At 54.3% G+C, this 22,427-nt stretch carries 25 protein-coding genes; 23 read left to right on the top strand and 2 right to left on the bottom strand.

Features of this window, described 5'->3' with window-relative positions; all coding sequences use genetic code 11:
- Window positions 1–7: 7 nt before the first annotated feature.
- From KNP95_RS06435 to KNP95_RS06395, 9 genes are all read left to right on the top strand, one after another.
- Complete coding sequence (locus KNP95_RS06435; RefSeq protein WP_214836238.1) at window positions 8–1,279, top strand: tetratricopeptide repeat protein; 1,272 nt, start codon at window positions 8–10, stop codon at window positions 1,277–1,279.
- A 24-nt stretch (window positions 1,280–1,303) separates the two neighbouring features.
- The gene (locus KNP95_RS06430) at window positions 1,304–1,837 is read left to right on the top strand and encodes a ReoY family proteolytic degradation factor (protein ID WP_214836235.1); all 534 of its coding nucleotides are present in this window, start codon (window positions 1,304–1,306) and stop codon (window positions 1,835–1,837) included.
- 165 nt (window positions 1,838–2,002) lie between these two features.
- Window positions 2,003–2,443 (top strand): DUF2487 family protein, encoded by a 441-nt coding sequence (locus KNP95_RS06425; protein WP_021067207.1) that lies wholly within the window; start codon window positions 2,003–2,005, stop codon window positions 2,441–2,443.
- 110 nt (window positions 2,444–2,553) lie between these two features.
- Window positions 2,554–3,057, top strand: a complete 504-nt coding sequence (locus KNP95_RS06420; RefSeq protein WP_021067208.1) for a QcrA and Rieske domain-containing protein — start codon at window positions 2,554–2,556, stop codon at window positions 3,055–3,057.
- Between the two features lie 15 nt (window positions 3,058–3,072).
- Window positions 3,073–3,744, top strand: coding sequence for a menaquinol-cytochrome c reductase cytochrome b subunit (gene qcrB, locus KNP95_RS06415; RefSeq protein WP_021067209.1), 672 nt, complete (start codon window positions 3,073–3,075; stop codon window positions 3,742–3,744).
- A gap of 33 nt (window positions 3,745–3,777) precedes the next feature.
- Window positions 3,778–4,572 (top strand): menaquinol-cytochrome c reductase cytochrome b/c subunit, encoded by a 795-nt coding sequence (locus KNP95_RS06410; protein ID WP_021067210.1) that lies wholly within the window; start codon window positions 3,778–3,780, stop codon window positions 4,570–4,572.
- A gap of 99 nt (window positions 4,573–4,671) precedes the next feature.
- On the top strand, window positions 4,672–5,286 hold the full coding sequence (locus tag KNP95_RS06405; protein WP_214836233.1) for a DUF1405 domain-containing protein: 615 nt from the start codon (window positions 4,672–4,674) through the stop codon (window positions 5,284–5,286).
- A 38-nt stretch (window positions 5,287–5,324) separates the two neighbouring features.
- Window positions 5,325–6,008 carry a zinc metallopeptidase gene (locus KNP95_RS06400; RefSeq protein ID WP_214836230.1) on the top strand — a complete coding sequence of 228 codons (684 nt, stop codon included), beginning with the start codon at window positions 5,325–5,327 and terminating at the stop codon, window positions 6,006–6,008.
- Between the two features lie 60 nt (window positions 6,009–6,068).
- Entirely contained in the window at window positions 6,069–6,533 is a 465-nt protein-coding gene (locus KNP95_RS06395) for a GreA/GreB family elongation factor (protein WP_214836227.1), read from the top strand.
- Between the two features lie 43 nt (window positions 6,534–6,576).
- Here KNP95_RS06395 and KNP95_RS06390 read toward each other — a convergent pair whose 3' ends face one another.
- Window positions 6,577–7,452 (bottom strand): YitT family protein, encoded by an 876-nt coding sequence (locus tag KNP95_RS06390; RefSeq protein ID WP_214836224.1) that lies wholly within the window; start codon window positions 7,450–7,452, stop codon window positions 6,577–6,579.
- A gap of 111 nt (window positions 7,453–7,563) precedes the next feature.
- Here KNP95_RS06390 and bshB1 point away from each other — a divergent pair, with 111 nt between their 5' ends.
- The 14 genes from bshB1 to nth all read left to right on the top strand — a co-directional run bounded on the left by bshB1 (window position 7,564) and on the right by nth (window position 21,190).
- Window positions 7,564–8,247, top strand: coding sequence for a bacillithiol biosynthesis deacetylase BshB1 (gene bshB1, locus KNP95_RS06385; protein WP_214832833.1), 684 nt, complete (start codon window positions 7,564–7,566; stop codon window positions 8,245–8,247).
- On the top strand, window positions 8,244–9,365 hold the full coding sequence (bshA, locus tag KNP95_RS06380; RefSeq protein WP_021067216.1) for an N-acetyl-alpha-D-glucosaminyl L-malate synthase BshA: 1,122 nt from the start codon (window positions 8,244–8,246) through the stop codon (window positions 9,363–9,365). Before bshB1 ends, bshA begins: the two co-directional genes overlap by 4 nt.
- Window positions 9,362–10,501: a CCA tRNA nucleotidyltransferase gene (locus KNP95_RS06375; protein ID WP_214836221.1), complete on the top strand. Its 1,140-nt coding sequence runs from the start codon at window positions 9,362–9,364 to the stop codon at window positions 10,499–10,501. Before bshA ends, KNP95_RS06375 begins: the two co-directional genes overlap by 4 nt.
- A complete protein-coding gene (locus tag KNP95_RS06370) occupies window positions 10,474–11,436 on the top strand; it encodes a biotin--[acetyl-CoA-carboxylase] ligase (RefSeq protein ID WP_214836218.1) in 963 nt (320 codons plus the stop codon). The genes KNP95_RS06375 and KNP95_RS06370 overlap by 28 nt, the downstream gene beginning before the upstream one ends.
- Window positions 11,437–11,654: 218 nt before the next feature.
- A complete protein-coding gene (gene panB / locus KNP95_RS06365) occupies window positions 11,655–12,491 on the top strand; it encodes a 3-methyl-2-oxobutanoate hydroxymethyltransferase (RefSeq protein WP_214836215.1) in 837 nt (278 codons plus the stop codon).
- Entirely contained in the window at window positions 12,488–13,318 is an 831-nt protein-coding gene (gene panC, locus KNP95_RS06360; RefSeq protein ID WP_214719755.1) for a pantoate--beta-alanine ligase, read from the top strand. The genes panB and panC overlap by 4 nt, the downstream gene beginning before the upstream one ends.
- Window positions 13,319–13,323: 5 nt before the next feature.
- Window positions 13,324–13,707: an aspartate 1-decarboxylase gene (gene panD / locus KNP95_RS06355; protein WP_021067221.1), complete on the top strand. Its 384-nt coding sequence runs from the start codon at window positions 13,324–13,326 to the stop codon at window positions 13,705–13,707.
- Window positions 13,708–13,814: 107 nt separating this feature from the next.
- Complete coding sequence (gene dinG / locus KNP95_RS06350) at window positions 13,815–16,625, top strand: ATP-dependent DNA helicase DinG (RefSeq protein ID WP_214836212.1); 2,811 nt, start codon at window positions 13,815–13,817, stop codon at window positions 16,623–16,625.
- Window positions 16,626–16,691: 66 nt separating this feature from the next.
- Window positions 16,692–16,877 (top strand): YpmA family protein, encoded by a 186-nt coding sequence (locus tag KNP95_RS06345; protein WP_021067223.1) that lies wholly within the window; start codon window positions 16,692–16,694, stop codon window positions 16,875–16,877.
- Window positions 16,878–16,906: 29 nt separating this feature from the next.
- Window positions 16,907–17,350 (top strand): hypothetical protein, encoded by a 444-nt coding sequence (locus tag KNP95_RS06340; protein WP_235045185.1) that lies wholly within the window; start codon window positions 16,907–16,909, stop codon window positions 17,348–17,350.
- A gap of 21 nt (window positions 17,351–17,371) precedes the next feature.
- Window positions 17,372–18,559 (top strand): pyridoxal phosphate-dependent aminotransferase, encoded by a 1,188-nt coding sequence (locus tag KNP95_RS06335; protein ID WP_214832825.1) that lies wholly within the window; start codon window positions 17,372–17,374, stop codon window positions 18,557–18,559.
- Window positions 18,560–18,579: 20 nt separating this feature from the next.
- Window positions 18,580–19,881: an asparagine--tRNA ligase gene (asnS, locus tag KNP95_RS06330; RefSeq protein ID WP_214836209.1), complete on the top strand. Its 1,302-nt coding sequence runs from the start codon at window positions 18,580–18,582 to the stop codon at window positions 19,879–19,881.
- Between the two features lie 59 nt (window positions 19,882–19,940).
- Window positions 19,941–20,528, top strand: a complete 588-nt coding sequence (locus KNP95_RS06325; protein WP_214836206.1) for a DnaD domain-containing protein — start codon at window positions 19,941–19,943, stop codon at window positions 20,526–20,528.
- Window positions 20,528–21,190 (top strand): endonuclease III, encoded by a 663-nt coding sequence (gene nth / locus KNP95_RS06320; RefSeq protein WP_214713755.1) that lies wholly within the window; start codon window positions 20,528–20,530, stop codon window positions 21,188–21,190. The genes KNP95_RS06325 and nth overlap by 1 nt, the downstream gene beginning before the upstream one ends.
- 40 nt (window positions 21,191–21,230) lie before the next feature.
- Here nth and KNP95_RS06315 read toward each other — a convergent pair whose 3' ends face one another.
- The gene (locus KNP95_RS06315; RefSeq protein WP_021067230.1) at window positions 21,231–22,082 is read right to left on the bottom strand and encodes a DUF3800 domain-containing protein; all 852 of its coding nucleotides are present in this window, start codon (window positions 22,080–22,082) and stop codon (window positions 21,231–21,233) included.
- Between the last annotated feature and the right edge of the window lie 345 nt (window positions 22,083–22,427).

Genomic DNA, 22,427 nt, shown 5'->3' with positions numbered 1-22,427 from the left:
TTTGACGATGTTAGACGAAACAGAATTAAACCATATCATTGAGATGCTTGAAAAAGGTGAGACGGAGCATGCCCTCATGCATCTCGAATCGCTCGAGAAGGAAGGGTCGGACGAGGACCGGTTGGCCATCGCCGATCTCTACCTCGAACTCGGCCTCGCCGATCGGGCCGTCAAGTTGCTCGCAGCGCTATATGTCGATTATGCGGGCAACCCGCACGTCGCCTTGTCGCTCGCCGAGGCCTACTTGGACAGTGACCGGGAAGAAGAGGCGATTGCCGTCCTCGAGAAAATCGATACGACGGACAAGGAAGCGCATATGCGTAGCCTCGTCCTCCTCGCCGATTTATATCAATCACAAGGGTTGGACGAGGTCGCCGTCAAGAAACTGATGGAGGCGCTCGAGACGAACCCGGACGAACCGCTCCTCATCTACGGATTGGCCGAGTTGTACGCGTCGATCGGATCGTTCGAACAGGCGGTACCGCTGTACGCGCGTCTGCCGCACTTGCGCTTGCCGGAAGAACTCGATTATCAGGCCGATTACGCCGAGGCGCTCACGATGATCGGTTCGTTCGAAGAGGCACTCGATGAGTATGAGAAGGCGGAAGACCGCAACTTGAACACGATTTTCGGTCACGCCATGACGGCCCACCGCATCGGACGTGACGAAATTGCCGTCAAACAGTTTGAGTCGCTTCGCTCGATGGACCCGGACTTCACGTCGCTCTATCTGCCTTACACGGAAGCGCTCGACGAACTCGGCCGCTTCGATGAGGCGCTCGAGGTGATTGGCCAAGGGATTGACCGCGACGACTATAACGACGAGTTGCGTACGGTAAAAGCGAAACTGTTCTTGAAACAAGGTCGGACAGATGAGGCGGTCACGGAACTGCGCGAGGCGCTCGCATTGAATCCGGAGTCCCTTCAGGCGACTGAGCTGCTCTTATCGGTCTTGTTCGAAGCCGGGGACATGGAGGCCGTCCTCGAGACAATCGATGCGCTCGAGGAACATTCGACGTCTCCACTCATGACATGGTACAAGGCGAAAGCGGCCTATGAACTTGAGGACTATGATACGGCCGTCACGTTATACCGGTCGATCGAGCAAGTTTATAAAGAGGACGTGTCATTTGCGATTGAATGGGCTACACTATTGATAGAAGAAGGACAGCGTGACCAAGCGCAACGAGTGCTCGAGCAAACGCTTGCGCACACTGTCGATGTCGATGACCGCCAAGCACTTGAAGAGCGGCTCGAACGGTTGACGGATCACGATTAAACGATATAAAGGAGATGGGGTCATATGGTCGAGCGGAAAAGAACATTTTTAAAGCGATTCCTCGCTCATCATACGCTTCGTAAACGAGAAGCCAAGTGGATTATCGACTACTGGCTCAGACATCCAGAAAAACTCGGGAACGTTCATTTCGTCACGAACGCCTCGGTCTCACCGCGCAGTCTGATCATGACGGCGTATGGATTTGACGGCGAACCGTTCCGTTACCGTCGGGATGACCTCATCACGGTCAATCCCGAGAAGGCGTATCACGACATCCGGCTCCACGACGGCGCCATCTACGTGGAGTTGAACTTTCAAGGCATGATGATTGATGAGCTGTGGATTGATATCGTGGAATTGAATCCGTTCGAACCCGTCGCCGAAGTGAAAGACGAAGTGACGACGTCGGCCCAGACGGTCATTCGGGCCTCGGTTGCCCAGTTCGAGGAGGAGCGTCTGCTCGTCGAAATCGATAAGGCACTCGACCGACGGGACGAGAAATTGTTCCGCAACTTGACGAGCCAGCTCCATCAAGTCCGAGCCTCAAAATTATTTTAATAAAAACAAGCGCTTCCGTTATGGGTTGCGCTTGTTTTTTGGTATATTAATGACGTAGGAATACACAATAATTTCACATTTCGTTCATAAGTTTCGCAGAGGGAACGATTGTAGGTACGCTACAATGAACATAATGATGTATGTCTAATGGAGAGGAGGAGGAAGATGAGGTTCGATGGTCTAGACGCGATGAAGTCGCTCTCAGAACGCCAATACGTCGATACGCTCGTCGTCCCGCTCGTCGAATTGGCGTTTGATGAGGACATGGTGCGGAAAGCCGAAGGAAACGAAGTCATCCAGGCGGTGGCACTTGAAACCGAGCGCCAATTGTCCGGCCGGACGATGCTAAGCCCGACAATCAGTTATGTCGACGCGGAGGCAGGGCGTGCGCTCGCCGAACAAGTTACTGTTCAGGCGACGGCATCGGGGTTTACCCACGTGTTGTTCATCTCCTCGGATTTGCGTTTCAAGGGCTCTGAACTGCCGATTATTTTCGTTCCGCCGCTTGCGTTGAAAGGCATGTCCGGCGAGCAGTCGCACACGATGGTTCAAAATTTTGCGACGCAAGTCATTACCGATCTTTCGAGCCGTTGGATGGCGACATGAAGCGGTTGACGTGGAGGTTTTATTGATATACTATTTTGTTGAGTGAGAAATTTTTGTGAAGAATGCATAAAGAATTATGGGGTTATGCACACGAATGAGGGGGGAACGAAATGGCTCAAAATGGGTCAAAAGTCACACGCCGTCAGTTCTTAACGTATACGTTGACTGGTGTAGGTGGCTTTATGGCGGCAACATTGATCAGTCCGATGGTCAACTTTGCGATCGATCCGGTCTTAAAAAAATCGGGAGCGGGCGATAAAGTAAAAGTCATCAGTCTTGATGACATCACGACTGAGCCGCAACGTGTCGACTTTAAGAAACAAACGCAAGATGCTTGGTATGAATTTGAAGAAACGCTTTCGGCGTGGGTATTTAAAGATGAGAGCGGCGAAATCATCGCCTTGTCTCCAATTTGTACGCACCTCGGCTGCCAAGTAGGATATGGTGGAGACCCGACTCGACCGACAGAATTCTTCTGCCCGTGTCACTTCGGTCGCTATGAGAAAGATGGAACGAACATTCCTGGTACGCCTCCGACTGCACCACTTGCACGCTACGAAAAAGAAGAAAAAGACGGCTTCCTATACTTGGGCAGTCCAGTCGCACAGTTGTGAGAGGGGGAATAGTCGATGTTACAAAAAATTTATGATTGGGTCGATGAACGCGTCGACATCACGCCGTTATGGCGCGACATCGCTGACCATGAAGTTCCAGAACACGTCAACCCTGCCCATCACTTTTCAGCATTTGTTTATTGCTTCGGCGGTCTGACGTTCTTCACGATCGTGATTCAAATTCTGTCAGGGATGTTCTTGACGATGTACTATGTACCAGACATCATCAACGCGCACGCGTCGGTGTACTATCTTCAAAACGAGATCGCGCACGGACAAATCGTTCGTGGGATGCACCACTGGGGCGCATCGGTTGCGATCGTCATGTTGTTCTTACATACGCTCCGCGTATTCTTTACCGGGTCGTATAAGAAACCTCGCGAACTCAACTGGGTCGTCGGTGTTCTCTTGTTCTTCGTTGTCTTGGCGCTTGGTCTTACAGGGTACTTGTTGCCGTGGGATATGAAAGCGTTGTTCGCGACGAAAGTTACACTTCAAATTGCCGAGAGTGTCCCGGTTATTGGTGGTATCGCCAAAACGCTTCTCGCCGGTGGCGAGATCGTCGGCGCACGGACGCTCACGAACTTCTTCGCCATTCACGTCTTCTTCTTACCGGCGGCCTTGTTCGGACTCCTCGGAGCCCACTTCTTGATGATTCGTAAGCAAGGGATCTCAGGACCGCTATAAGCCGAATCGAAGACAAAAAGGAGGAGAAACGATATGCATCGCGGTAAAGGGATGAAATTTGTAACCGACTCTCGAGTAGGAATCTCGAATCGGAAACAAAATATTGCTAAAGACTATTCAGAGTATCCAGGACGCACGGAAGCGTTCTGGCCGAACTTCTTGTTGAAAGAGTGGATGGTCGGTTCGGTCTTCTTGATCGGATTCATCGCCTTGACGATTGTCGAGGCCCCACCGCTCCAAAACATCGCCGACCCAACGAACACGTCATACATTCCGCTTCCGGACTGGTATTTCTTGTTCTTGTATCAATTGCTCAAGTATCAGTTCGCAGCAGGGGATTGGATCTTGCTTGGGACGGTCATCTTGCCAGGGGTCGCTTTCACGGCGCTCTTGATCGCACCATGGCTCGACCAAGGACTCGAACGCCGTCCGGCCAAACGTCCGGTCGCCATTAGCTTCATGCTTCTCGGCGTGTTGTCGATTTTCTACTTGACGTGGGAATCGGTTCAAACGACGCACTGGGATCAAGTTCATGAACAAGGGATCTTGGAAGTTCCGGGCGAGGGCCCTGAAATCGATACGGCCGCACCTGGCTATGAGATTTACTCGGCTCAGTCTTGTGTGAACTGTCACGGTCAGAACCTCGAAGGCGGGGCAGCAGCTCCTGCACTCGTCGGCACACAGTATACGGCCGAAGAGATCGCGGATATCGCGGTCAACGGTGTCGGTACGATGCCAGCCGGTCAATGGGATGGTTCGGATGAAGATCTCCAAGCCATGTCTGAATTCATCGCTTCATACGGTGAAGGCGGCGAAAACAACCAATAATCGATTGGTTCAAGAAGCGTGGCCCGTCTAACGGGTCACGCTTCTTTTTACTTCGCCTCCGTTGCGCTACAATAGAGAAAAAAAGGATGGAATACACGAATGATACATATGCTACGCCCGATTCTCACCCATCGGACCGTCTTGGTGCTCTTGTTCATCATCAACTTGTTCGGAACGATTTACGGATATGTCTGGTATGAGCCCCAGCTCCGTGACACACCGCTCATCTATTGGCCGTTCGTGCCGGACAGTCCGACAGCTTCGCTCTTCTTCACGGTCGTGCTCGGCTTATGGATTGCCGGGAAGAAGTCGCCCCTCATGGAGACGCTCGCCTTCGTGACGCTCATCAAATACGGGGTATGGGCCGTCATCATGAACATCTTGTTCTTACGGGAACTCGGTCCGGATGCCGAGACGTTCACCGTGCTCATGGCCGTCATGCTGATGGTGTCACACGGGGCGATGGCGTTCCAGGCGCTGTTGTATGCACCGTTCATGACATGGACGGTCCGCTCGTTCGTCTTGACGCTCATCTGGGTCATCCATAACGACGTCGTTGACTACATGCTCGGACAATGGCCGCGTTATCCGTCACTGGCCGAACATATCGCCTGGATCGGCTACGGGTCGTTCTGGTTGACCGGAATATGTTTTTTTATGGGATACCACATCATCCTACGCACTTCGCTTGATAATAAGTTCATTAGAATGTAAAATCAGATTATCAAATACACGCAGAGGTGATAGAGAACATGTCATTAGGTGGCTATATTTTCTATCTTGCACTGATTATGCTCATTCCGTTATGGGCCCAGATGCGAGTGAAAAGTACGTACAAAAAGTTTCTCCAACAACCGATTCAAAGCGGAGTCACGGGTGCACAGGTCGCTGACTTCATCATGAAACAAAACGGCGTTCATAACGTCCGGATCGAGATGGTCGATGGTTTGATGAGTGACCATTACGACCCGGTCAATAAAGTCGTCCGTCTGTCGCGCGAAGTGTATCAAGGCGCGACGATTTCATCCGCTGCGATTGCGGCCCACGAGATCGGCCACGTGATTCAAGATGCGACCGATTATAAGATGATGCGGGTCCGTCATCGTCTCGTCCCGGTCGTGAACATCACGTCGAACTTGTCGTTCCCACTTCTCTTAGGTGGTTTCTTGCTCGGCGCGATGGGTCTCGCCCAACTCGGTGTCATCATGATGCTCGGGGCGGTCGTGTTCCAGCTTGTCACGTTACCGGTCGAATTCGATGCCTCGAAACGGGCCATGGCTGAATTGACGAGCCACGGTATCGTCACGGCAACGGAAGAGTCGGGCGCACGCAAAGTGCTCAACGCGGCAGCTTGGACATATGTGGCGGCCACACTCGTCGCCGTCGCCGAACTGATCCGTTTGGCACTCATCGTCTTTATGCCACGTGATGAGTAGAATCAAGGGTCCCGTCCACGTGACGGGACTTTTTCATTTCGCTTTTGAAAGGAGCAGCCGATGAATCACCCACGATTGACGAAAGCGGGGCGTCTCCGCTTGCAGGAGCAGCTCGAGACGTTGCGTGGCGATAGCCGGCGCGAGGCGCTCGAACGCGTCAAGACGGCCCGGAAGTTTTGTGATTTCCGTGAAGACGTGACGTATGCGGACGCGGTCCGGGAACAAGAGCGGATTGAGACTAAAATTATCGAACTGGAGCGTCTGCTCGCTGATGCCGTCATCGTCGACGAGGGTCGGCCCGACGTCGTCGCGTTCGGGAGCCGAGTCGTCATTCGGGAATTACCGGACGGGAACGATGAGACGTATCGCCTCGTCGGTGAGCTCGAGGCTGATTTGGCGGAAGGAACGATTTCCGTATCGTCCCCGCTCGGTAGCGGGTTGATGGGAGGCGTTGTCGGTCAATCCGTATCAATCGCTTCACCGGGCGGCCCACTCGATTTTGAGATCGTCCAGATCGAGCCATAATGAAACGCCCCGTTCATCCGAACGGGGCGTCGTTTGTCGTGACTTATTTCAGCGGGACACGGTTCTCATCGAACGTGAACCCTTCACCGCCGACCTCATAGACGTGGTGGAACGTGACGAAGGCGTGCGGGTCGATCTGTTTGACGATTGTCTTCAACCGATTGACTTCGTTTCGTCCAACGACGACGTATAGCACTTCGAGCTCTTTATTCGAATAGCCGCCCTTGGCGAGGAGCCGTGTCGTCCCGCGGTTCATCGTGGCGTGAATCCCGTCAGCGATGGCCGTACGATGGTCGCTGATAATCATGGCGGCCTTGCCGGCGTATGTCCCTTCTTGCATCGAGTCGATGACGCGGGCACCGATATAGACGGCGAGGAGCGTGTACATTGCCTCGCGGATATCGAGATACGTCAAACTGAGGACGATGACGAAAAAGTCGAACACGAGGAACGTCTTGCCGATTGACCAGCCAATATAACGTTGGACGAGCCGGGCGATGATATCGACACCTCCCGTCGTCCCGCCGTTATTGAAGATGATGCCGAGACCGACTCCGATGAAGAGACCGGCGAATAGACTCGCGAGCACCATATCGTCCGTCAAATCGATGATTAGATTCGAGTACTTGGCGATGAGGGCGTACCAGAGCGAGAAACTGAACGTCCCGATGAGCGTATAGATGAACGTCGTCCGCCCGAGCAGCTTGTAGCTGACAAAAAAGAGCGGGATGTTGAGCGCCAAGTTCGTGATCGATGGCGACCAGTCGAACAAACCGCGCAGAATCAAGGTGATGCCCGTGAATCCGCCTTCCGCCAAATTGTTCTGGACGTTGAAATGATAGACGCCGAACGCGAAGATAAAGGAACCAATTAAAATAAAGAATATATTGCGAAACCGAATCGGTAATTGTACCGTCATTTGGTTCACCTCCCACCTAGTAGCGTACTCGAAAAACCTCTCGATTGACTACCCTCTACATATGACATTCTGCGATGAGTCCGATATAATTTTCACAGAAGAGGTGATTTTATGAAAATAGTAGCAATCGGGGCCCATCCAGACGATATCGAAATCGGAATCGCCGGCATGACCGCCCAATGGACCGAGGCCGGGGTCGACGTCCTATACGTCGATTTGACGAGAGCGGAGCTGTCTTCGAACGGGGACGTCGTCACACGCGGCATCGAAGCCGAAACGGCCGATCGGGTGCTCGGCATCCGTCGCATCAATCTCGGGTTCCCGGACCGGGGCCTGACCGGGGACACCACGCAAATCGAGGCAATCGTCCGATTGATTCGGTCCGAGCGTCCGACACACGTCCTGTATCCATACGGCATCGACCGCCATCCCGACCACGGCGCCTGCGCCCGACTCGTCGAGGAGGCGCTCTTTAATGCCGGAATCCGTAAATACATGCCCGACGTCCCGGCATATCGGCCGTCGAGCGTCTATCAATATATGATTAACGCCCATACGACACCGGACGTCTGCATCGACATCACAGGGACAATCGAGCAAAAACTTGACGCCTTGCGCGCCTATGCCAGTCAGTTCACACCGGTCGACGGCGTGGCAACGCCGCTCACGGACGCCTATCTCGAACGGGTGTTGGCGCGGGAACGTCACTTCGGCAGCTTAATCGGGACCGCATATGCGGAAGGGTTGATGACGAGTCGCCCGTACGTCGTCCATCGGGCAGGTGAGCTCACATGAGTCTACGAATCGGAGTTCTCTGTTATCCGTCGGTCGGGGGTTCGGGCATTCTCGCCACCGAGCTCGGGATGAAACTCGCCGACCGGGGCCATGACGTCCATTTCATCACGTCGAGCATCCCATTCCGATTGAACGCCTATCATCCGAACATCACGTTCCACCAAGTCGAGATCAATCAATACTCGGTGTTCCGGTATCCACCGTACGACATCACGCTGGCGTCGAAGATTGCGAGCGTCATCCGGGCGTTCGGCCTCGATGTCATCCACGCCCACTATGCGGTGCCGCACGCCGTCTGTGCCGCCCTCGGACGCGAGATGGCGGGGACAAAGACACCGATCGTGTCGACACTCCATGGCACGGATATCACCGTGCTCGGGGAAGATGAGGAATTGAAGCCGGCGATTTTGTACGGCTTACGCCAATCGAACGCCATCACGGCCGTCTCGGACAGTTTGAAGCAAGAGACGCTCGAGCGGATTGGGTCCGACTTATCGATTGACGTCATCCACAACTTCATCGATGAGGCGGTCTATCAACCGCAGGCCGACACGTCGCTCCGCGAACGGTATGGCTTGTCCGATCAAGACCGGGTCGTCATCCATATCTCGAACTTCCGGCAAGTGAAGCGAATCGATCTCGTGCTCGAGGCGTTCCAGCAGATGAACGTCCCACATAAGAAACTGCTCCTCGTCGGCGACGGTCCGCTCATGGGAGCGATGCGCCGCCTCGTGAGCGAAATGGGACTCGAAGAGCAAGTCATCTTCGCCGGGAAGCAAGAACAAGTGGCGGCGCTCTTGTCGATTTGCGACGTCCACATCCTGTTATCGGACAAAGAGGCGTTCGGTCTCGTCGCGCTCGAGGCGATGGCGACGGGCGTCCCGTCGGTCGTCAGCGATGCGGGCGGATTGCCGGAAGTCATCACTGACGGCGTGGAAGGGTTCGTCGTCAAACGCGGCGACGCGCTCGCGGCGACGAGAGCGCTCGAAGCGATTTTGCTTGACGGGGAACTGCATGCACGCTTCCGCACGAACGGGCTCGAACGGGCCAAACAGTTCGCGTCGGCCGATATCGTCACGGCATATGAATCGCTTTATGAACAGGTGGTGCGCCCATGACGGAATGGGAATACGCCAAACAGATTATCGAAACGATTAACGCCCACGGCGGCGAAGCGTATATCGTCGGGGGGGCCGTCCGCGACTATATGCGCGGTACGCTTCCGGATGACATCGATATCGCCACGTCGCTCTTTCCGGACGAAGTCATGCGCTTGTTCCCGAAATCGGTACCGACCGGAATCGATCACGGCACAGTGACGGTCATTCTCGACCATCATCCGTTCGAAGTGACGACGTTCCGGTCGGAAGGGACCTATTCGGATTCGAGACGGCCCGACCACGTGTCGCTCGGCGTCTCGCTCGAGGAGGATATGAAACGGCGCGACTTCACGATGAACGCGATGGCGTTCCACGATGGCAACGTCGTCGATTTGTTCGGCGGTCGGATGGATCTTGAGGCGCGTGTCATTCGTACCGTCGGCAGCCCGTACGAACGCTTCAATGAGGACGCGCTCCGCATCATGCGGGCGTTCCGCTTCATGGCCCAGCTCGATTTCCGTCTCGATGACGACGTGCAACGGGCTTCCCGCGAACTCGGTCATAAACTGCAAGACATCGCGATGGAGCGGGTCGCCATCGAGTTTGAGAAGCTGATGGTCGGTCCGGCGTATCGAAAAGCGCTGGCGGCGATACTGGACCTCGGCATCCATCAGTACTTACCGAACGTCTCGGAAGAACTGATTGAGCGCGTCATCGCCGACAGACGGACGCCGGTCAATCCGGTCGGCGGCTGGGCGCTATTCGTCCATCATGCCGCTGCGACCGATTGGTTGACGCCGTGGAAACGCTCGAACGCGCTGAAACGGGAAGCGAACGTGCTCGCCCGGTTGTTCACGACCGGCCTCGACACGTTCACGATTTACGAGACGACGACGGCGACGCTCTCGACGTATCTCGACATGTCGGGTCGGACGGAGACGGCTGAACAGTTGAAGCGGCAGTTGCCGATTCAATCGCGCCGGGAGCTTCGCTTCGACGGCCGTGACGCGCTCCAAATCGGGGCCAAGGGTCCGCTCATCAAACAAGTGCTCGCCCACGTCGAACGGCTCGTGCTGGAAGGCGAGCTCGCCAACGAACCGGAACCGTTACGAAAGGAGGCGAAACGATGGCTTCAACACGCGGAAAAGTATTAAACCTGTTGCAGGACGGGACCGTCTGGAGTGGTCAGGAGTTGGCCCGTCAATTAAATATTTCACGTACCGCTATTTGGAAGCATATTGAGATGTTAAAACAAGATGGGTATGCGATTGAGACGATTCCTCGAAAAGGGTATCAATTGTTCGGCCAGACCGACCGACTCGATGAGCCAGCGTTCGTATCGTTCCGAATAGGACGCTTCGGACAATCCGTCCATGCGTTTGATCAAGTCGATACGACCCAACGCATCGCCCATGAATTGGCGCAAAAAGGCGTCCTCGAAGGAACGCTCGTCATCAGCGAGGAGCAGACAGCGGGACGAGGCCAACTCGGCCGGAACTGGTATAATCCGAGCCACGTCAATATCGCGGCGAGTGTCATCCTGCGCCCGGCGTTGCCGATTCGCGACGCCTCGAAGCTGACGCTCATGGCGGCGAGCGCGTTCGCGCGCGCCCTGCATGCGCAAGGTATCCCGGCTACCATCAAATGGCCGAATGACTTGTTGCTCAATGGGAAAAAAATCGGCGGCATCTTGACCGAGATGCAGACGGAGGGTGACCGGATTCAAGCCGTCATCCTCGGATTCGGGTTGAACGTCAATAGCGATGTCATCCCGGACGAGCTCGCCCATCGCGCGACGTCCATCAAGCTTGAAACGAATCAGACGTATCGGAGAAGCGAGTTGCTCGCGCACTTGCTCGCCGAGCTCGAGACGGAATACGATTTGTTCCTCGCCTCAGGATTTGATTCTGTGCGCGCCCATTGGCTCGAACACGCCGCCTATCTAAACGAACCGGTGACGTTGACGGCGTCAGGGAAGCCAAGACGCGGGACGATGCGCGGCATTTCAGAGGAAGGGGCACTCCTGTTGGAACATGAAGGAACGGTCGAGCCGATTTATTCTGCCGAGATCGCAGTTTGGAATGATTGATGGAAACGGGTTCGTGGTCTATAATGAATGTGCCGGACGCTATCGCTCGCGAAGTGTACCAGTACTGCAGACCGTCACTACATTTTTTTGTCTGCCTTGATCATTTTGACAGGGACAGAAGGACACTCATCTACTTGAGATTGTTTTCGTGCGCCTTCTTACCATTCGTGTAGGAAGGCGTTTTTTCTAACCTGTCTCCACATTAGGAGGAGAACTATATGCATACGATGACTTCGTTATTGAAGAAGATGAAGCAAGAAGAAAAATTAGTTATGTTGACTGCCTACGATTACCCGTCCGCGAAACTGGCCGAGACTGCAGGCGTCGATATCATTTTAGTCGGGGACTCGCTCGGGATGGTCGTGCTCGGTTACGATTCGACGATTCCTGTGACAATCTCGGACATGGTCCATCACGCGAAAGCGGTTCGCCGCGGGGCCCGTGACACGTTCGTCATCGTCGATATGCCGTTCGCGACATACCACGGTGATTTCGACCGCACGCTTCAAGCGGCCGCGACGTTGTTCCAAGACGGACAAGCCGATGCGATTAAACTTGAAGGGGCGGGTGAGGTGCTTGAAACGATCGAGCGTCTGACGAAAGTCGGTATGCCGTGTGTCGCCCACCTTGGTCTCACTCCGCAATCGGTCGGTGTGCTCGAAGGTTATAAAGTACAAGGCAAGTCGCTCGAAGACGCAGAACAGTTGATTGCCGATAGCCTCGAGGCGGAACGGGTCGGCGCGAAGATGCTCGTCCTCGAGTGTGTGCCGCATCAATTGGCCAAAAAGATTGCCGAGGCGCTCAGCATCCCGGTCATCGGAATCGGTGCGGGTGCCGATGTGGATGGCCAAGTACTCGTCTATCACGATATCTTGAAATATGGCGTCGACCGCCTTCCGAAGTTCGTCGAGGCATATGCCGACGTGAATGAAGTAGCGACGACAGCAATCCGCAATTACGTCGATGCGACGAAAGACGGCTCGTTCCCGCTCGAACGGCACACGTTCACGATGGATGAGTCATTGCTCGACACGCTCTACGGGGGCAAGGCATGAACATCGTCACGACCCCACGTTCGTTACAAGAAGCATTGACAGGTGTCGGGACGATCGGTTTCGTCCCGACGATGGGTTATTTGCATGAAGGGCACCTCAGTCTCGTCGAAGCGGCCAAGTCAGAAAACGACCTCGTCGTCATGAGTATCTTTGTCAACCCGACCCAGTTCGGACCGAACGAAGACCTCGACCGCTATCCGCGTGATTTCGAGCGGGACGAGGCACTCGCTCGCGAGGCGGGTGTCGACGTCTTGTTCTACCCGAACACGGAGACGATGTATCCGCTCGACATGGCACGTGTGACGGTGCGCACCGGCGCTGACGTCTTATGCGGGGCCAGTCGTCCCGGTCATTTCGATGGCGTCTTGACCGTCGTCTCGAAACTGTTCAATCTCGTCCGTCCGACCCGCGCTTACTTTGGGTTGAAGGATGCGCAACAGGTTGCTCTAATCGAAGGTTACGTCCGCGACTATTTCGTCCCGGTCGAGATTCGCCGCTGTGCGATTATCCGTGAACCGTCGGGCCTTGCGAAATCGTCCCGTAACGTCTATTTGTCGGAGTCAGAGAAGGCGGATGCGAGTGACATCAACCGTGCCTTGATTGAGGCGCGAGACGCCCTTGCGCAAGGTGAGGCGATTCGAGACGTGATGGCACGGCTCGAGGACCGCTTGAAGCACATTCCGAGCAGTACGATCGACTATGTCGAAATCAAAGACTATCCGACGTTGACCGAGGTGACCTCCGCGTCAACCGAACTATTGATTGCTGTAGCGGTGCAGTTCGAACGGGCCCGCTTGATTGATAATGTGATTTGGAAGAAAGGATGAATCCAATGATTCGAACATTTATGCACGCAAAACTACACAAGGCGACCGTCACCGAGGCGAATTTACATTACGTCGGCTCGATCACGATCGATGAAGATTTAATGGATGCGGTCGGGATCATGGAGAACGAGCATGTCCACATCACGAACAACCATAACGGGGCTCGCATCGAGACGTACGTCATCAAGGGCGAACGAGGCTCAGGTGTCGTCTGTTTGAACGGGGCTGCGGCCCGTCACTTCCAAGTCGGGGACGTCGTCATCATCATGGCGTACGGTCAAATGACGGCCGAGGAAGCGAAACAACATCGTCCGAAAGTCGCCGTCTTGAACGAGCGAAACGAGATTGATCAACTTCTATACGAAGAAATCGCCCATACGATTTTATAAGACGAACGGGGATGTCCGCGAGAGGCATCCCCGTTTTTTCGTGTATCGTTCTATGGTAAGATGAGACAGACAGAAAGCACGAGCGTGCCGAAGATGGGATGGATGTTATGGACACCTATGTGATAGTGGATTTGGAGACGACTGGTCATTCCGTCAAGTCCGGCGACGAATTGATTGAATTTGCGGCGGTGGTCGTTCAAGGGAGTGAAGTGATTGAGCGCTACAGTACCTTGATTCGTCCGAGTCGCCCAATCCCTCCTTTTATCACGCAGTTGACGACGATCACGAATCAAGACGTGGCGGAAGCCCCGACGTTTGAGGAAGTGATCCCAGATATATGGAAGATGCTAGACGGGCGGATTTTTGTCGCCCATAATGTATCGTTTGATTTGAATTTTTTGAATGAAAGCTTAGAGTTGGCCGGGTATATCCCGTTCCAGGGCCGGGCCATCGACACGGTCGAGCTGGCGCGGATTCTATACCCGACGCTCGAGAGCCACGCACTCGAGTCGCTCGCCGAGACGTTCAACCTCGTCCACACCGACGCGCACCGCGCGCTCAGCGACGCCGAGGCAACGGCTGAACTGTTCGTTCGCTTGGTCGAGCGGTTGCGAGCGTTACCGCTCGTCACGCTAAAACAATTGCGGCGGTTGTCCGAGTCGTGGACGAGCAACGTCGAGCCGCTGCTCGATGAGTTGATCATTCAAGTCGGGATCCGGGCCGACGACGAGACGACGTACGATATTCATCGGAAAATCGCACTGAGACGTCTCGTCGACACGTTCGAACCCGCCATCGAACGCGAGCCGTTCGAGCCGTTCCTTCACCGGACGATTGAAGAGACGCTCCCGGCATTGTTCGGGCAATTCGAGCCGCGGCAAAGTCAATTCGAGATGATGCGCCACGTCTATAAAGCGCTCGATGACGAAGCGACACTGTTAATCGAGGCGGGGACAGGGACCGGAAAAACGTTGGCGTATTTGATTCCGAGCGCACATCACGCGCTCGAGACGAAACGACCGGTCGTCGTCAGCACACATACGATTCAATTGCAGGAACAGCTGTTGACTCGAGATTTGCCGATTTTAAAAGCGATTTTCCCTGAAGTCGAATTCACGTTGTTGAAAGGGAGACGCAATTACATCGACCTCCGCAAGTTCGAGATGATTCTCGAGGAGGAGAACGAAGGCTTGCTCCCAGCGATGTGCAAGGCGATGGTACTCGTCTGGTTGACCGAGACCGTGACAGGCGACTTGGAAGAGTTGTCGCTACCAGGCGCGGCGTCACAAGGGCCGGCCTCGTTCAAACGGCTCATCCAAGCCGACGCGGCCTCGGACTTCGGCCGCTTTGACCCGTGGTATAGCCGGGACTTCTTCACCCGGGCCGTCTTGCGCTCGAAAGAGGCCGATATCATCGTGACGAACCACGCCTTATTGTTCTCTGATTTGCAGCATCAGGCCGGGATTCTTCCGACCGATACGCCGCTCATCTTAGATGAGGCCCATCAAGTCGAGGAAGTCGCGTCGCATCACTTCGGTGTGACGTTCGACGCGATTCAGTTCGACCGCTTGTTCAAGTGGTTCGGTTACGGCGCCGATGGCAAGTTCCATTCACGCGTGCTCGGACTCGCTGATTTGACGGCCGTCGCAGAAGAAGCCGAGGCGTTCAGCAAGGCGACCGATCAAGCGCTCGCCCGCGTCGACGATGAACTGAACGATTTGCTCACGGCGCTCCAGTCGCTCGGTAAAAAGCGGGAGCAACGTCAAACCGTCCGCTTTGAGCGGGAAGGGGAGCCGTTCCGTCCGATTCGGGAAGTGGCGAAGCGACTCGAAGACCGTCTGCGGACACTCCGGACGACGCTCCGGCAACTGCATCGCCTTCTCGATGAGCATAAAGAACATATGACGTTCAAACAACGGGCCGTACTCGGGGATTTGAAGGCGTTCATCGGGGACGTGCGCGATATCGAGAGCGTGCTCTACGAGACGATGCTCACGCGGGATGACGATGCTGTCAGTTGGGTCGAACTCAACCTGGCCAATCGTAAGTTGACTTCGGTGTATACGCAACCGGTCGAAATCGGTCTGCTCTTGCATGAACGACTGTTCGCCAAGCGTTCGACCGTCTTGACGTCGGCGACGATGACCGTTTCGGGCCGATTCGGATTCATCGAACGCCGTCTTGGACTCGACGGCGAGGATGTCCGTCGCGTCGTCCTGGCGTCACCGTTTGATTTCAAGAAACAAGCGAAACTGTTCGTGCCATCCGATATCCCGCTCATCAACGAGGTTCCGTTGCCGCGGTTCGTCGAACAGATTGCAGGCTCGATTGCCCAAATCGCCAATGTGACGAAAGGACGGATGCTCGTCTTGTTCACATCGAACGAACTGTTGCGGTTGACGCACGAGGCCGTCAAAGACCAGCTTGATGAAGGTTATACGCTCCTCGCCCAAGGCGTCAGCGGCGGATCACGCAGCCGTTTGACGAAACAATTCAAGCGCATCGACCAATCGATTTTGTTCGGGACGGCCAGCTTCTGGGAAGGCGTCGACATTCCGGGCGAGGCACTCACTTGCCTCATTATCGTCCGACTCCCGTTCGCCCCGCCCGACCAACCGGTCATGCAGGCGCGGTCCGAGAAAATCGAGGCGACAGGCAAATCGTCATTCTTTGAGCTGTCACTCCCGCAAGCGGTAATCCGCTTTAAACAAGGGGTCGGCCGTCTGATTCGCTCGAAAGAGGATTACGGCGCCATCTTCGTCTTTGACCGTCGTGTCGAGACGACCCGTTATGGGAAGCAGTTCATCAACAGTTTGCCGGCCGTCGACCGAATCGACGGTCCGCTCGAGACTGCACTCGCCGAACTGGAGCTATTTTTAGACGAGAAAGAAAAGACCGGCCTAGGAAATCAGAGATAACGCTAGGCATCGTGATATTATCGTTTTATAATAATGGGTATAGTGTTTTTTGAAGGAGGAGTAATCATGAATTCGAATATCGAGACGTTGGCGACGGTTCGAATCGAGCCGACGGCAGATGTATACAAAATTGTCGACTTGTTAAACCGCACGTTGAAGGGCCAAGATTTAATGTTCGGTCTTGCTTTAGAGAAAAAAGTGAATGATCCGAAGAAAGAAGAGATGGTGTTCACCATCTATCGGACGGAATGACACGGAAGACCAAAGTAGTGGTTGCGTTCATGACGGCACTCATCGGTGTCGTCATCGTATTTAGTGGCATCTATTGGTTCACGGTCGGTCATACCGAGCGCACGAAAGACAAGATGATCGAGGCGGCACGCGAGCGTCTCGAGACCGAGCAACCGTCCGTCAACATCGAACGGGCCGAGCTGTATAACGGGACGGAACCGTACGTCGTCTTCGAGGAGACGGATCAAGTCCAGTTCGTGCCAGTCGATGACAAGTTGCCGATTGTGACGCGTGACATCGCGTCGGTCGACTTAGATCAAGTCTGTGCCGAATCGGTCGCAGAAACGGGCGGGTCACTCGTCAGCTGTAAATACGGGTTTGACGAACGGGCCTTGATTGAGGTCGTGACGAAATCGGGCGCATCGTATACGTATTCGTATTATACGCTCCAAGCGGGCGAATTTATTCGACGGGTCCAATTGACGGACTCGTAACGAAACCAAGGGGGAGTTTTTGTGGAACATCTATTGGCACAACGTGTAAAGCAGTTGACACCTTCAACGACACTCGCCATCACAGCGAAAGCGAAAGCGTTAAAGGCTTCGGGACAAGACGTCATCGGCCTCGGCGCCGGGGAACCGGACTTCAATACGCCGGAACGCATTATCGAGGCAGCCTGTCAGGCCGCGCGCGATGGTGACACGAAGTATACGCCATCAGGCGGGACGGTCGAATTGAAAGACGCGATCATCGAGAAGACGAAGCGCGACAGCAACTTGACGTTCACGCGTGCGGAGGTCATGGTCGCCTCAGGTGCGAAGCATGCCCTCTATACATTGTTCCAAGCGATTTTAGATGAAGGCGACGAAGTCATCATCCCGGTACCGTACTGGGTCAGCTATCCGGAGCAAGTGAAGCTCGCGGACGGTGTCCCGGTGTACGTCGATACGAATGAGTCGACGATGTTCAAATTGACGCCAGAGTTGCTCGAGGCGGCCATCACGGAACGGACGAAAGCGGTCATCTTGAACAGTCCGTCGAACCCGACCGGTATGATTTATACCGAGGCCGAACTGTCGGCACTCGCGGACGTCATCAAACGACACGATTTGCTCGTCGTCAGTGACGAGATTTATGAGAAACTCGTCTACGGCGATGCGGAGTTCGTCTCAATCGCGACGCTTCCAGGGATGTTGGAGCGGACAATCATCATCAATGGCGTCTCGAAGTCACACGCGATGACCGGATGGCGCATCGGTTATGCGGTCGGCGATAAGACGATTATTGAGGCGATGACGAACCTCGCATCGCACTCGACATCGAACCCGACGTCAATCGCCCAAGCGGCGGCGGTCGAAGCGTATAACGGACCACAAGACGACGTCGAGATGATGCGTGTCTCATTCGCGGAACGACTCGAGATCGTTTATGAGCGTTTGATTGCCATCCCAGGCATCACATGCTTGAAGCCGCAAGGCGCATTTTACTTATATGCCAACGCCAAAGAGGCGGCATTGATGAGCGGATATGACTCGGTCGACGCATGGTGTGAGGCCGTACTCGGCGAAGCGTTTGTCGCCCTCGTTCCAGGCTCAGGTTTCGGACAGGACGACTACGTCCGCTTGTCTTATGCAACAGAATTGAAACGGGTATTAGAAGCGCTCGATCGAGTAGAAGACTTCATTACACGTAAAGCTCGATAAGCGAAAGGATGGATATGGATATGACAACTATTTCAATCAGCCAATTTAAAGATTACGAAGGCCAGACGGTCCGCGTCGGAGCCTGGATCGCCAACAAACGTTCGAGTGGAAAGATCGCTTTCCTTCAACTTCGTGACGGGAGCGGTTTCGCTCAAGCCGTCGTCGTCAAAGCCGATGTAGCCGAAGCGTTGTTCGCGCTCGCTAAAGGCGTGACGCAAGAAACTTCGGTCTGGGTCACCGGTACGGTCAAATCGGACGGCGGGCGCACGCCGCTCGGCTTCGAGCTCGAAGTGACGGCGATGGAAGTGATTGCAGAATCAATCGACTATCCGATCACACCGAAAGAGCACGGTACCGAGTTCTTGATGGACAACCGTCACCTTTGGCTCCGTTCGCGTCGCCAGCACGCGATCATGAAAGTTCGTAACGAATTGATTCGGGCGACGTATGAGTTCTACAACCAAGAAGGTTTCGTGAAAATCGATCCACCAATCATCACGTCGAGTGCACCGGAAGGAACGACTGAGTTGTTCGAGACAGATTACTTCGGACAACCGGCCTACTTGTCACAAACGGGCCAGCTATACATGGAAGCTGCCGCGATGGCACTTGGCAAAGTTTTCTCGTTCGGACCGACGTTCCGGGCCGAGAAATCGAAGACGCGCCGCCACTTGATCGAGTTCTGGATGATCGAGCCGGAGATGGCATTCTTCGACCACGACATGAGCCTCGAGCTCCAAGAGCGCTACGTCTCGTATATCGCCAAATCGGCGCTCGAAAACTGCCGCAACGAATTGGAACTGCTCGGACGCGACTTGTCGAAACTTGAGAAAGTCCAAGCACCGTTCCCGCGTGTCCGTTACACCGATGCGATCAAGTTCTTAAAAGACGAAGGCTTCGACGACATCGAGTACGGCGACGATTTCGGTGCCCCGCACGAGACGGCCATCGCCAACGCGCATGACCTCCCGGTGTTCATCACACATTGGCCGAAAGACATCAAGCCGTTCTATATGAAAGTCGATCCGGAAAACCCGGAACTCGTCCTCTGTGCCGACTTGATCGCACCGGAAGGCTACGGCGAGATTATCGGCGGTTCGCAACGTGAAGACGATTACGACCGGTTGAAAGAAGAAATCATCAAAGAAGGTCTCGATGAGACGGACGCGTACGACTGGTACCTCGAACTCCGCAAATACGGGTCGGTCCCGCACTCTGGCTTCGGTCTTGGCCTTGAGCGTACGGTCGCCTGGATTAGCGGTATCGAGCATATCCGCGAAGCGATTCCGTTCCCACGCCTCTTGAACCGCATTCACCCATAATCGCCAATCGGGGATGACTTCGTCTTCCCCGATTGATTTGTCTAGAAAGGATGTGCGACATGGATGCACATAATCTAATCAAGCTGTTCGAACAAAATCCAGTCGTCGTTCCGAGAAAACTGTTCACGGAGGCGCGTCGCCTCAACTTGAGTCCGGTCGAGTTCAATCTCGTCATCCACTTGCTTGAGATGACAGGGGAAGGTATTGAGATGCCGCTTCCGAGCGAACTCGGAGACCGAATGAACGTGGCCGAAAGCGAGGCTCGTTCCGTTTTGCTCGGCTTGCTCCAAAAAGAGTTGATCGCCATCGATGCGTCGACCGAGGTTGAACGATACAGTCTGCTCCCGTTGTTCCTTGCGCTCGAGAGCGGGACGACATCGGAAACGTCGACCCATTCGTTGAATGAGAGCATCATTCATACGTTTGAGCGCGAATTCGGGACGATCACTCCGTTCGAGATCGAACAGATTGTCGGTTGGTTGACCGAGGACGGCTTCAGTGAAGAGCTGATTATGGCCGCGCTTCGGGAAGCAAAGCTTCGCAACGTACGCAACTTTAAATATATGGACAAGATTCTCAGAGTGTGGCAAGACCACAACGTCGAGTCACTCGAGGACCTCGTCGATTATCAACGGAGGAAAAAGTGATGTTGACGAGAGCCCAATTGACCGAAGTGTCTGACACGATGCGTCGCATGTTCCCGGACGCCCACTGTGAGTTGACGCACCGTAATCCGTTCGAGCTTGTCGTGGCCGTGGCGTTATCGGCGCAGGCGACCGATGCACTCGTCAACAAAGTGACGCCTGGTCTGTTCGAGGCGTATCCGACCGTCGAATCGATGGCCGCTGCTGACGTCGCCGACATTGAGGCGTTAATCAAGCGCATCGGTCTATATCGGAACAAGGCGAAAAACGTGAAGGCGCTCTCGATGCAAATCGTGGAACGTCACGACGGGATCGTCCCGTCGGATCGCGAATCGCTCGAGGCGTTGCCTGGCGTCGGACGGAAGACGGCGAACGTCGTCTTGTCCGTCGCATTTCACGAACCGGCATTCGCCGTCGACACGCACGTCGAGCGTGTCTCGAAACGTCTCGGTATCTGTCGTTGGAAAGATAACGTCCGTCAAGTCGAGGACACGCTCATGAAGAAGTTCCCGCGCGAAGAATGGTCACAGCTCCATCACCAGTTCATCTTCTTCGGCCGGTATCACTGCAAAGCGCAACGTCCTGCTTGCGAGACATGTCCGCTGCTCGATATGTGCCGCGAAGGGAAAAAACGAATGAAGTCCAAGCAAGCGACCGGACAATGAACGAAAAAACTGCCTTGCCGAATAATCGGCAAGGCAGTTTTTAGTGGTTCCACGGATGGTCGCTCCATTCGCGGCGCTTTTTCGTGATCGGTACTTTTTTGAATCCCCAGTTGCGGAAATCTTGGTCAGGACTTTCTTTACGAATGTAAATCTTGTCCTTGATGGCTTTGAAGATGCGGTTCTCATCCCCATAATGGACGAACCGTGGTTTTACTTCGATGACGCCGCGGCGCACGCGCGAGAGCGGGAGGCAGACGAGGTCAGCGATTTCGAGACCCGACTGATACACCGTGTTCTGCTTCTCTGAAAAGATGAAGCCTTTGATTTTTTGACGGCTCTTCTCGACGTCGAGATGGACCGTCCCCGAATTGAAGATATCGAAGAACGCTTTTTGGATGAGCAAGTTCTGATAGTCATCCCGTGACTCCAAGACGACGCGGGCGCTGACGGCTTCCGTCTCTTCCAAAAACGCATAGAACGATTTCATCAAGTGAGCGAACGCGACGACGTACGGGTCTTTCGGTGTCGAGTAGAAGTCATGAAGTTTTTGTTTATCGACCTCGACGCTGACGATCGTGCAGTCGATATCGCGCAAGAAATCAGGCAACTTGTTCCAGAAATCACGGAGCATATCGATTGTGATGCCATCCTCTTTCCCGTAAGGGTGCTCAGCCTTTAAAATCTCTTTTAAATGGAGCGGGATATTTTCTGTCTTGAACACGTCGCGTTTGAAGGCGTGTAACCGACGCTTCAATTCGCAAGGCATGCCGGCCTCGTCGGCATCAATCGCATATTTATATTCCATCAATACACCGGTCAGGTTGAATTGCGTGTTTCCCTTTGGCGTCCCCGTCTCGTCGACGAACATGACATACTTCTTTTGTGTTTCCATCTTACTCCTCCAACCATGGCTCTACTGCTTATAAAAGCGGGCCTGCTAATTGTTTATCAACCTTGGTTTACACTATTTATTGCACACTTTTTAGAAACTTCCGTCAATCTGCGTTTACTCCGCCCTGATTATGGCTAATAAGTAGAAGACTTATTTCAGAAAAATAAATAGCTTCTCCGTAACAAGGTCGTGTCAATTTGACTACACAATGCACTACATACTAGTTTAACATACGGGAGTTTGGTACGATATGGGTTGCGGAAAATCCACACAGGAGTCGAGCGACAGAACTCGACAATCAGACTTCAGACGGAAGGAACGGCTGGGCGAACCTGTTAAACTAGA

The sequence above is a fragment of the Exiguobacterium sp. s36 genome (assembly GCF_018618345.1).
Lineage (GTDB): Bacteria > Bacillota > Bacilli > Exiguobacteriales > Exiguobacteriaceae > Exiguobacterium > Exiguobacterium chiriqhucha.
The sequence above is the reverse complement of the archived record's forward strand: the minus strand, read 5'-3'. Positions and strand labels throughout refer to the sequence as shown.

Coding starts and splice junctions, on each gene's coding strand:
- bshA (WP_021067216.1), top strand. CDS start 8,244: ATGAGTCTACGAATCGGAGTTCTCTGTTATCCGTCGGTCGGGGGTTCG.
- KNP95_RS06375 (WP_214836221.1), top strand. CDS start 9,362: ATGACGGAATGGGAATACGCCAAACAGATTATCGAAACGATTAACGCC.
- KNP95_RS06315 (WP_021067230.1), bottom strand. CDS start 22,082: ATGGAAACACAAAAGAAGTATGTCATGTTCGTCGACGAGACGGGGACG.
- KNP95_RS06420 (WP_021067208.1), top strand. CDS start 2,554: ATGGCTCAAAATGGGTCAAAAGTCACACGCCGTCAGTTCTTAACGTAT.
- KNP95_RS06395 (WP_214836227.1), top strand. CDS start 6,069: ATGAATCACCCACGATTGACGAAAGCGGGGCGTCTCCGCTTGCAGGAG.
- panB (WP_214836215.1), top strand. CDS start 11,655: ATGCATACGATGACTTCGTTATTGAAGAAGATGAAGCAAGAAGAAAAA.
- panC (WP_214719755.1), top strand. CDS start 12,488: ATGAACATCGTCACGACCCCACGTTCGTTACAAGAAGCATTGACAGGT.
- KNP95_RS06425 (WP_021067207.1), top strand. CDS start 2,003: ATGAGGTTCGATGGTCTAGACGCGATGAAGTCGCTCTCAGAACGCCAA.
- KNP95_RS06390 (WP_214836224.1), bottom strand. CDS start 7,452: ATGACGGTACAATTACCGATTCGGTTTCGCAATATATTCTTTATTTTA.
- KNP95_RS06430 (WP_214836235.1), top strand. CDS start 1,304: ATGGTCGAGCGGAAAAGAACATTTTTAAAGCGATTCCTCGCTCATCAT.
- panD (WP_021067221.1), top strand. CDS start 13,324: ATGATTCGAACATTTATGCACGCAAAACTACACAAGGCGACCGTCACC.
- KNP95_RS06405 (WP_214836233.1), top strand. CDS start 4,672: ATGATACATATGCTACGCCCGATTCTCACCCATCGGACCGTCTTGGTG.
- nth (WP_214713755.1), top strand. CDS start 20,528: ATGTTGACGAGAGCCCAATTGACCGAAGTGTCTGACACGATGCGTCGC.
- KNP95_RS06400 (WP_214836230.1), top strand. CDS start 5,325: ATGTCATTAGGTGGCTATATTTTCTATCTTGCACTGATTATGCTCATT.
- KNP95_RS06325 (WP_214836206.1), top strand. CDS start 19,941: ATGGATGCACATAATCTAATCAAGCTGTTCGAACAAAATCCAGTCGTC.
- qcrB (WP_021067209.1), top strand. CDS start 3,073: ATGTTACAAAAAATTTATGATTGGGTCGATGAACGCGTCGACATCACG.
- KNP95_RS06435 (WP_214836238.1), top strand. CDS start 8: ATGTTAGACGAAACAGAATTAAACCATATCATTGAGATGCTTGAAAAA.
- bshB1 (WP_214832833.1), top strand. CDS start 7,564: ATGAAAATAGTAGCAATCGGGGCCCATCCAGACGATATCGAAATCGGA.
- KNP95_RS06370 (WP_214836218.1), top strand. CDS start 10,474: ATGGCTTCAACACGCGGAAAAGTATTAAACCTGTTGCAGGACGGGACC.
- KNP95_RS06345 (WP_021067223.1), top strand. CDS start 16,692: ATGAATTCGAATATCGAGACGTTGGCGACGGTTCGAATCGAGCCGACG.
- KNP95_RS06410 (WP_021067210.1), top strand. CDS start 3,778: ATGCATCGCGGTAAAGGGATGAAATTTGTAACCGACTCTCGAGTAGGA.
- asnS (WP_214836209.1), top strand. CDS start 18,580: ATGACAACTATTTCAATCAGCCAATTTAAAGATTACGAAGGCCAGACG.
- KNP95_RS06340 (WP_235045185.1), top strand. CDS start 16,907: ATGACGGCACTCATCGGTGTCGTCATCGTATTTAGTGGCATCTATTGG.
- dinG (WP_214836212.1), top strand. CDS start 13,815: ATGGACACCTATGTGATAGTGGATTTGGAGACGACTGGTCATTCCGTC.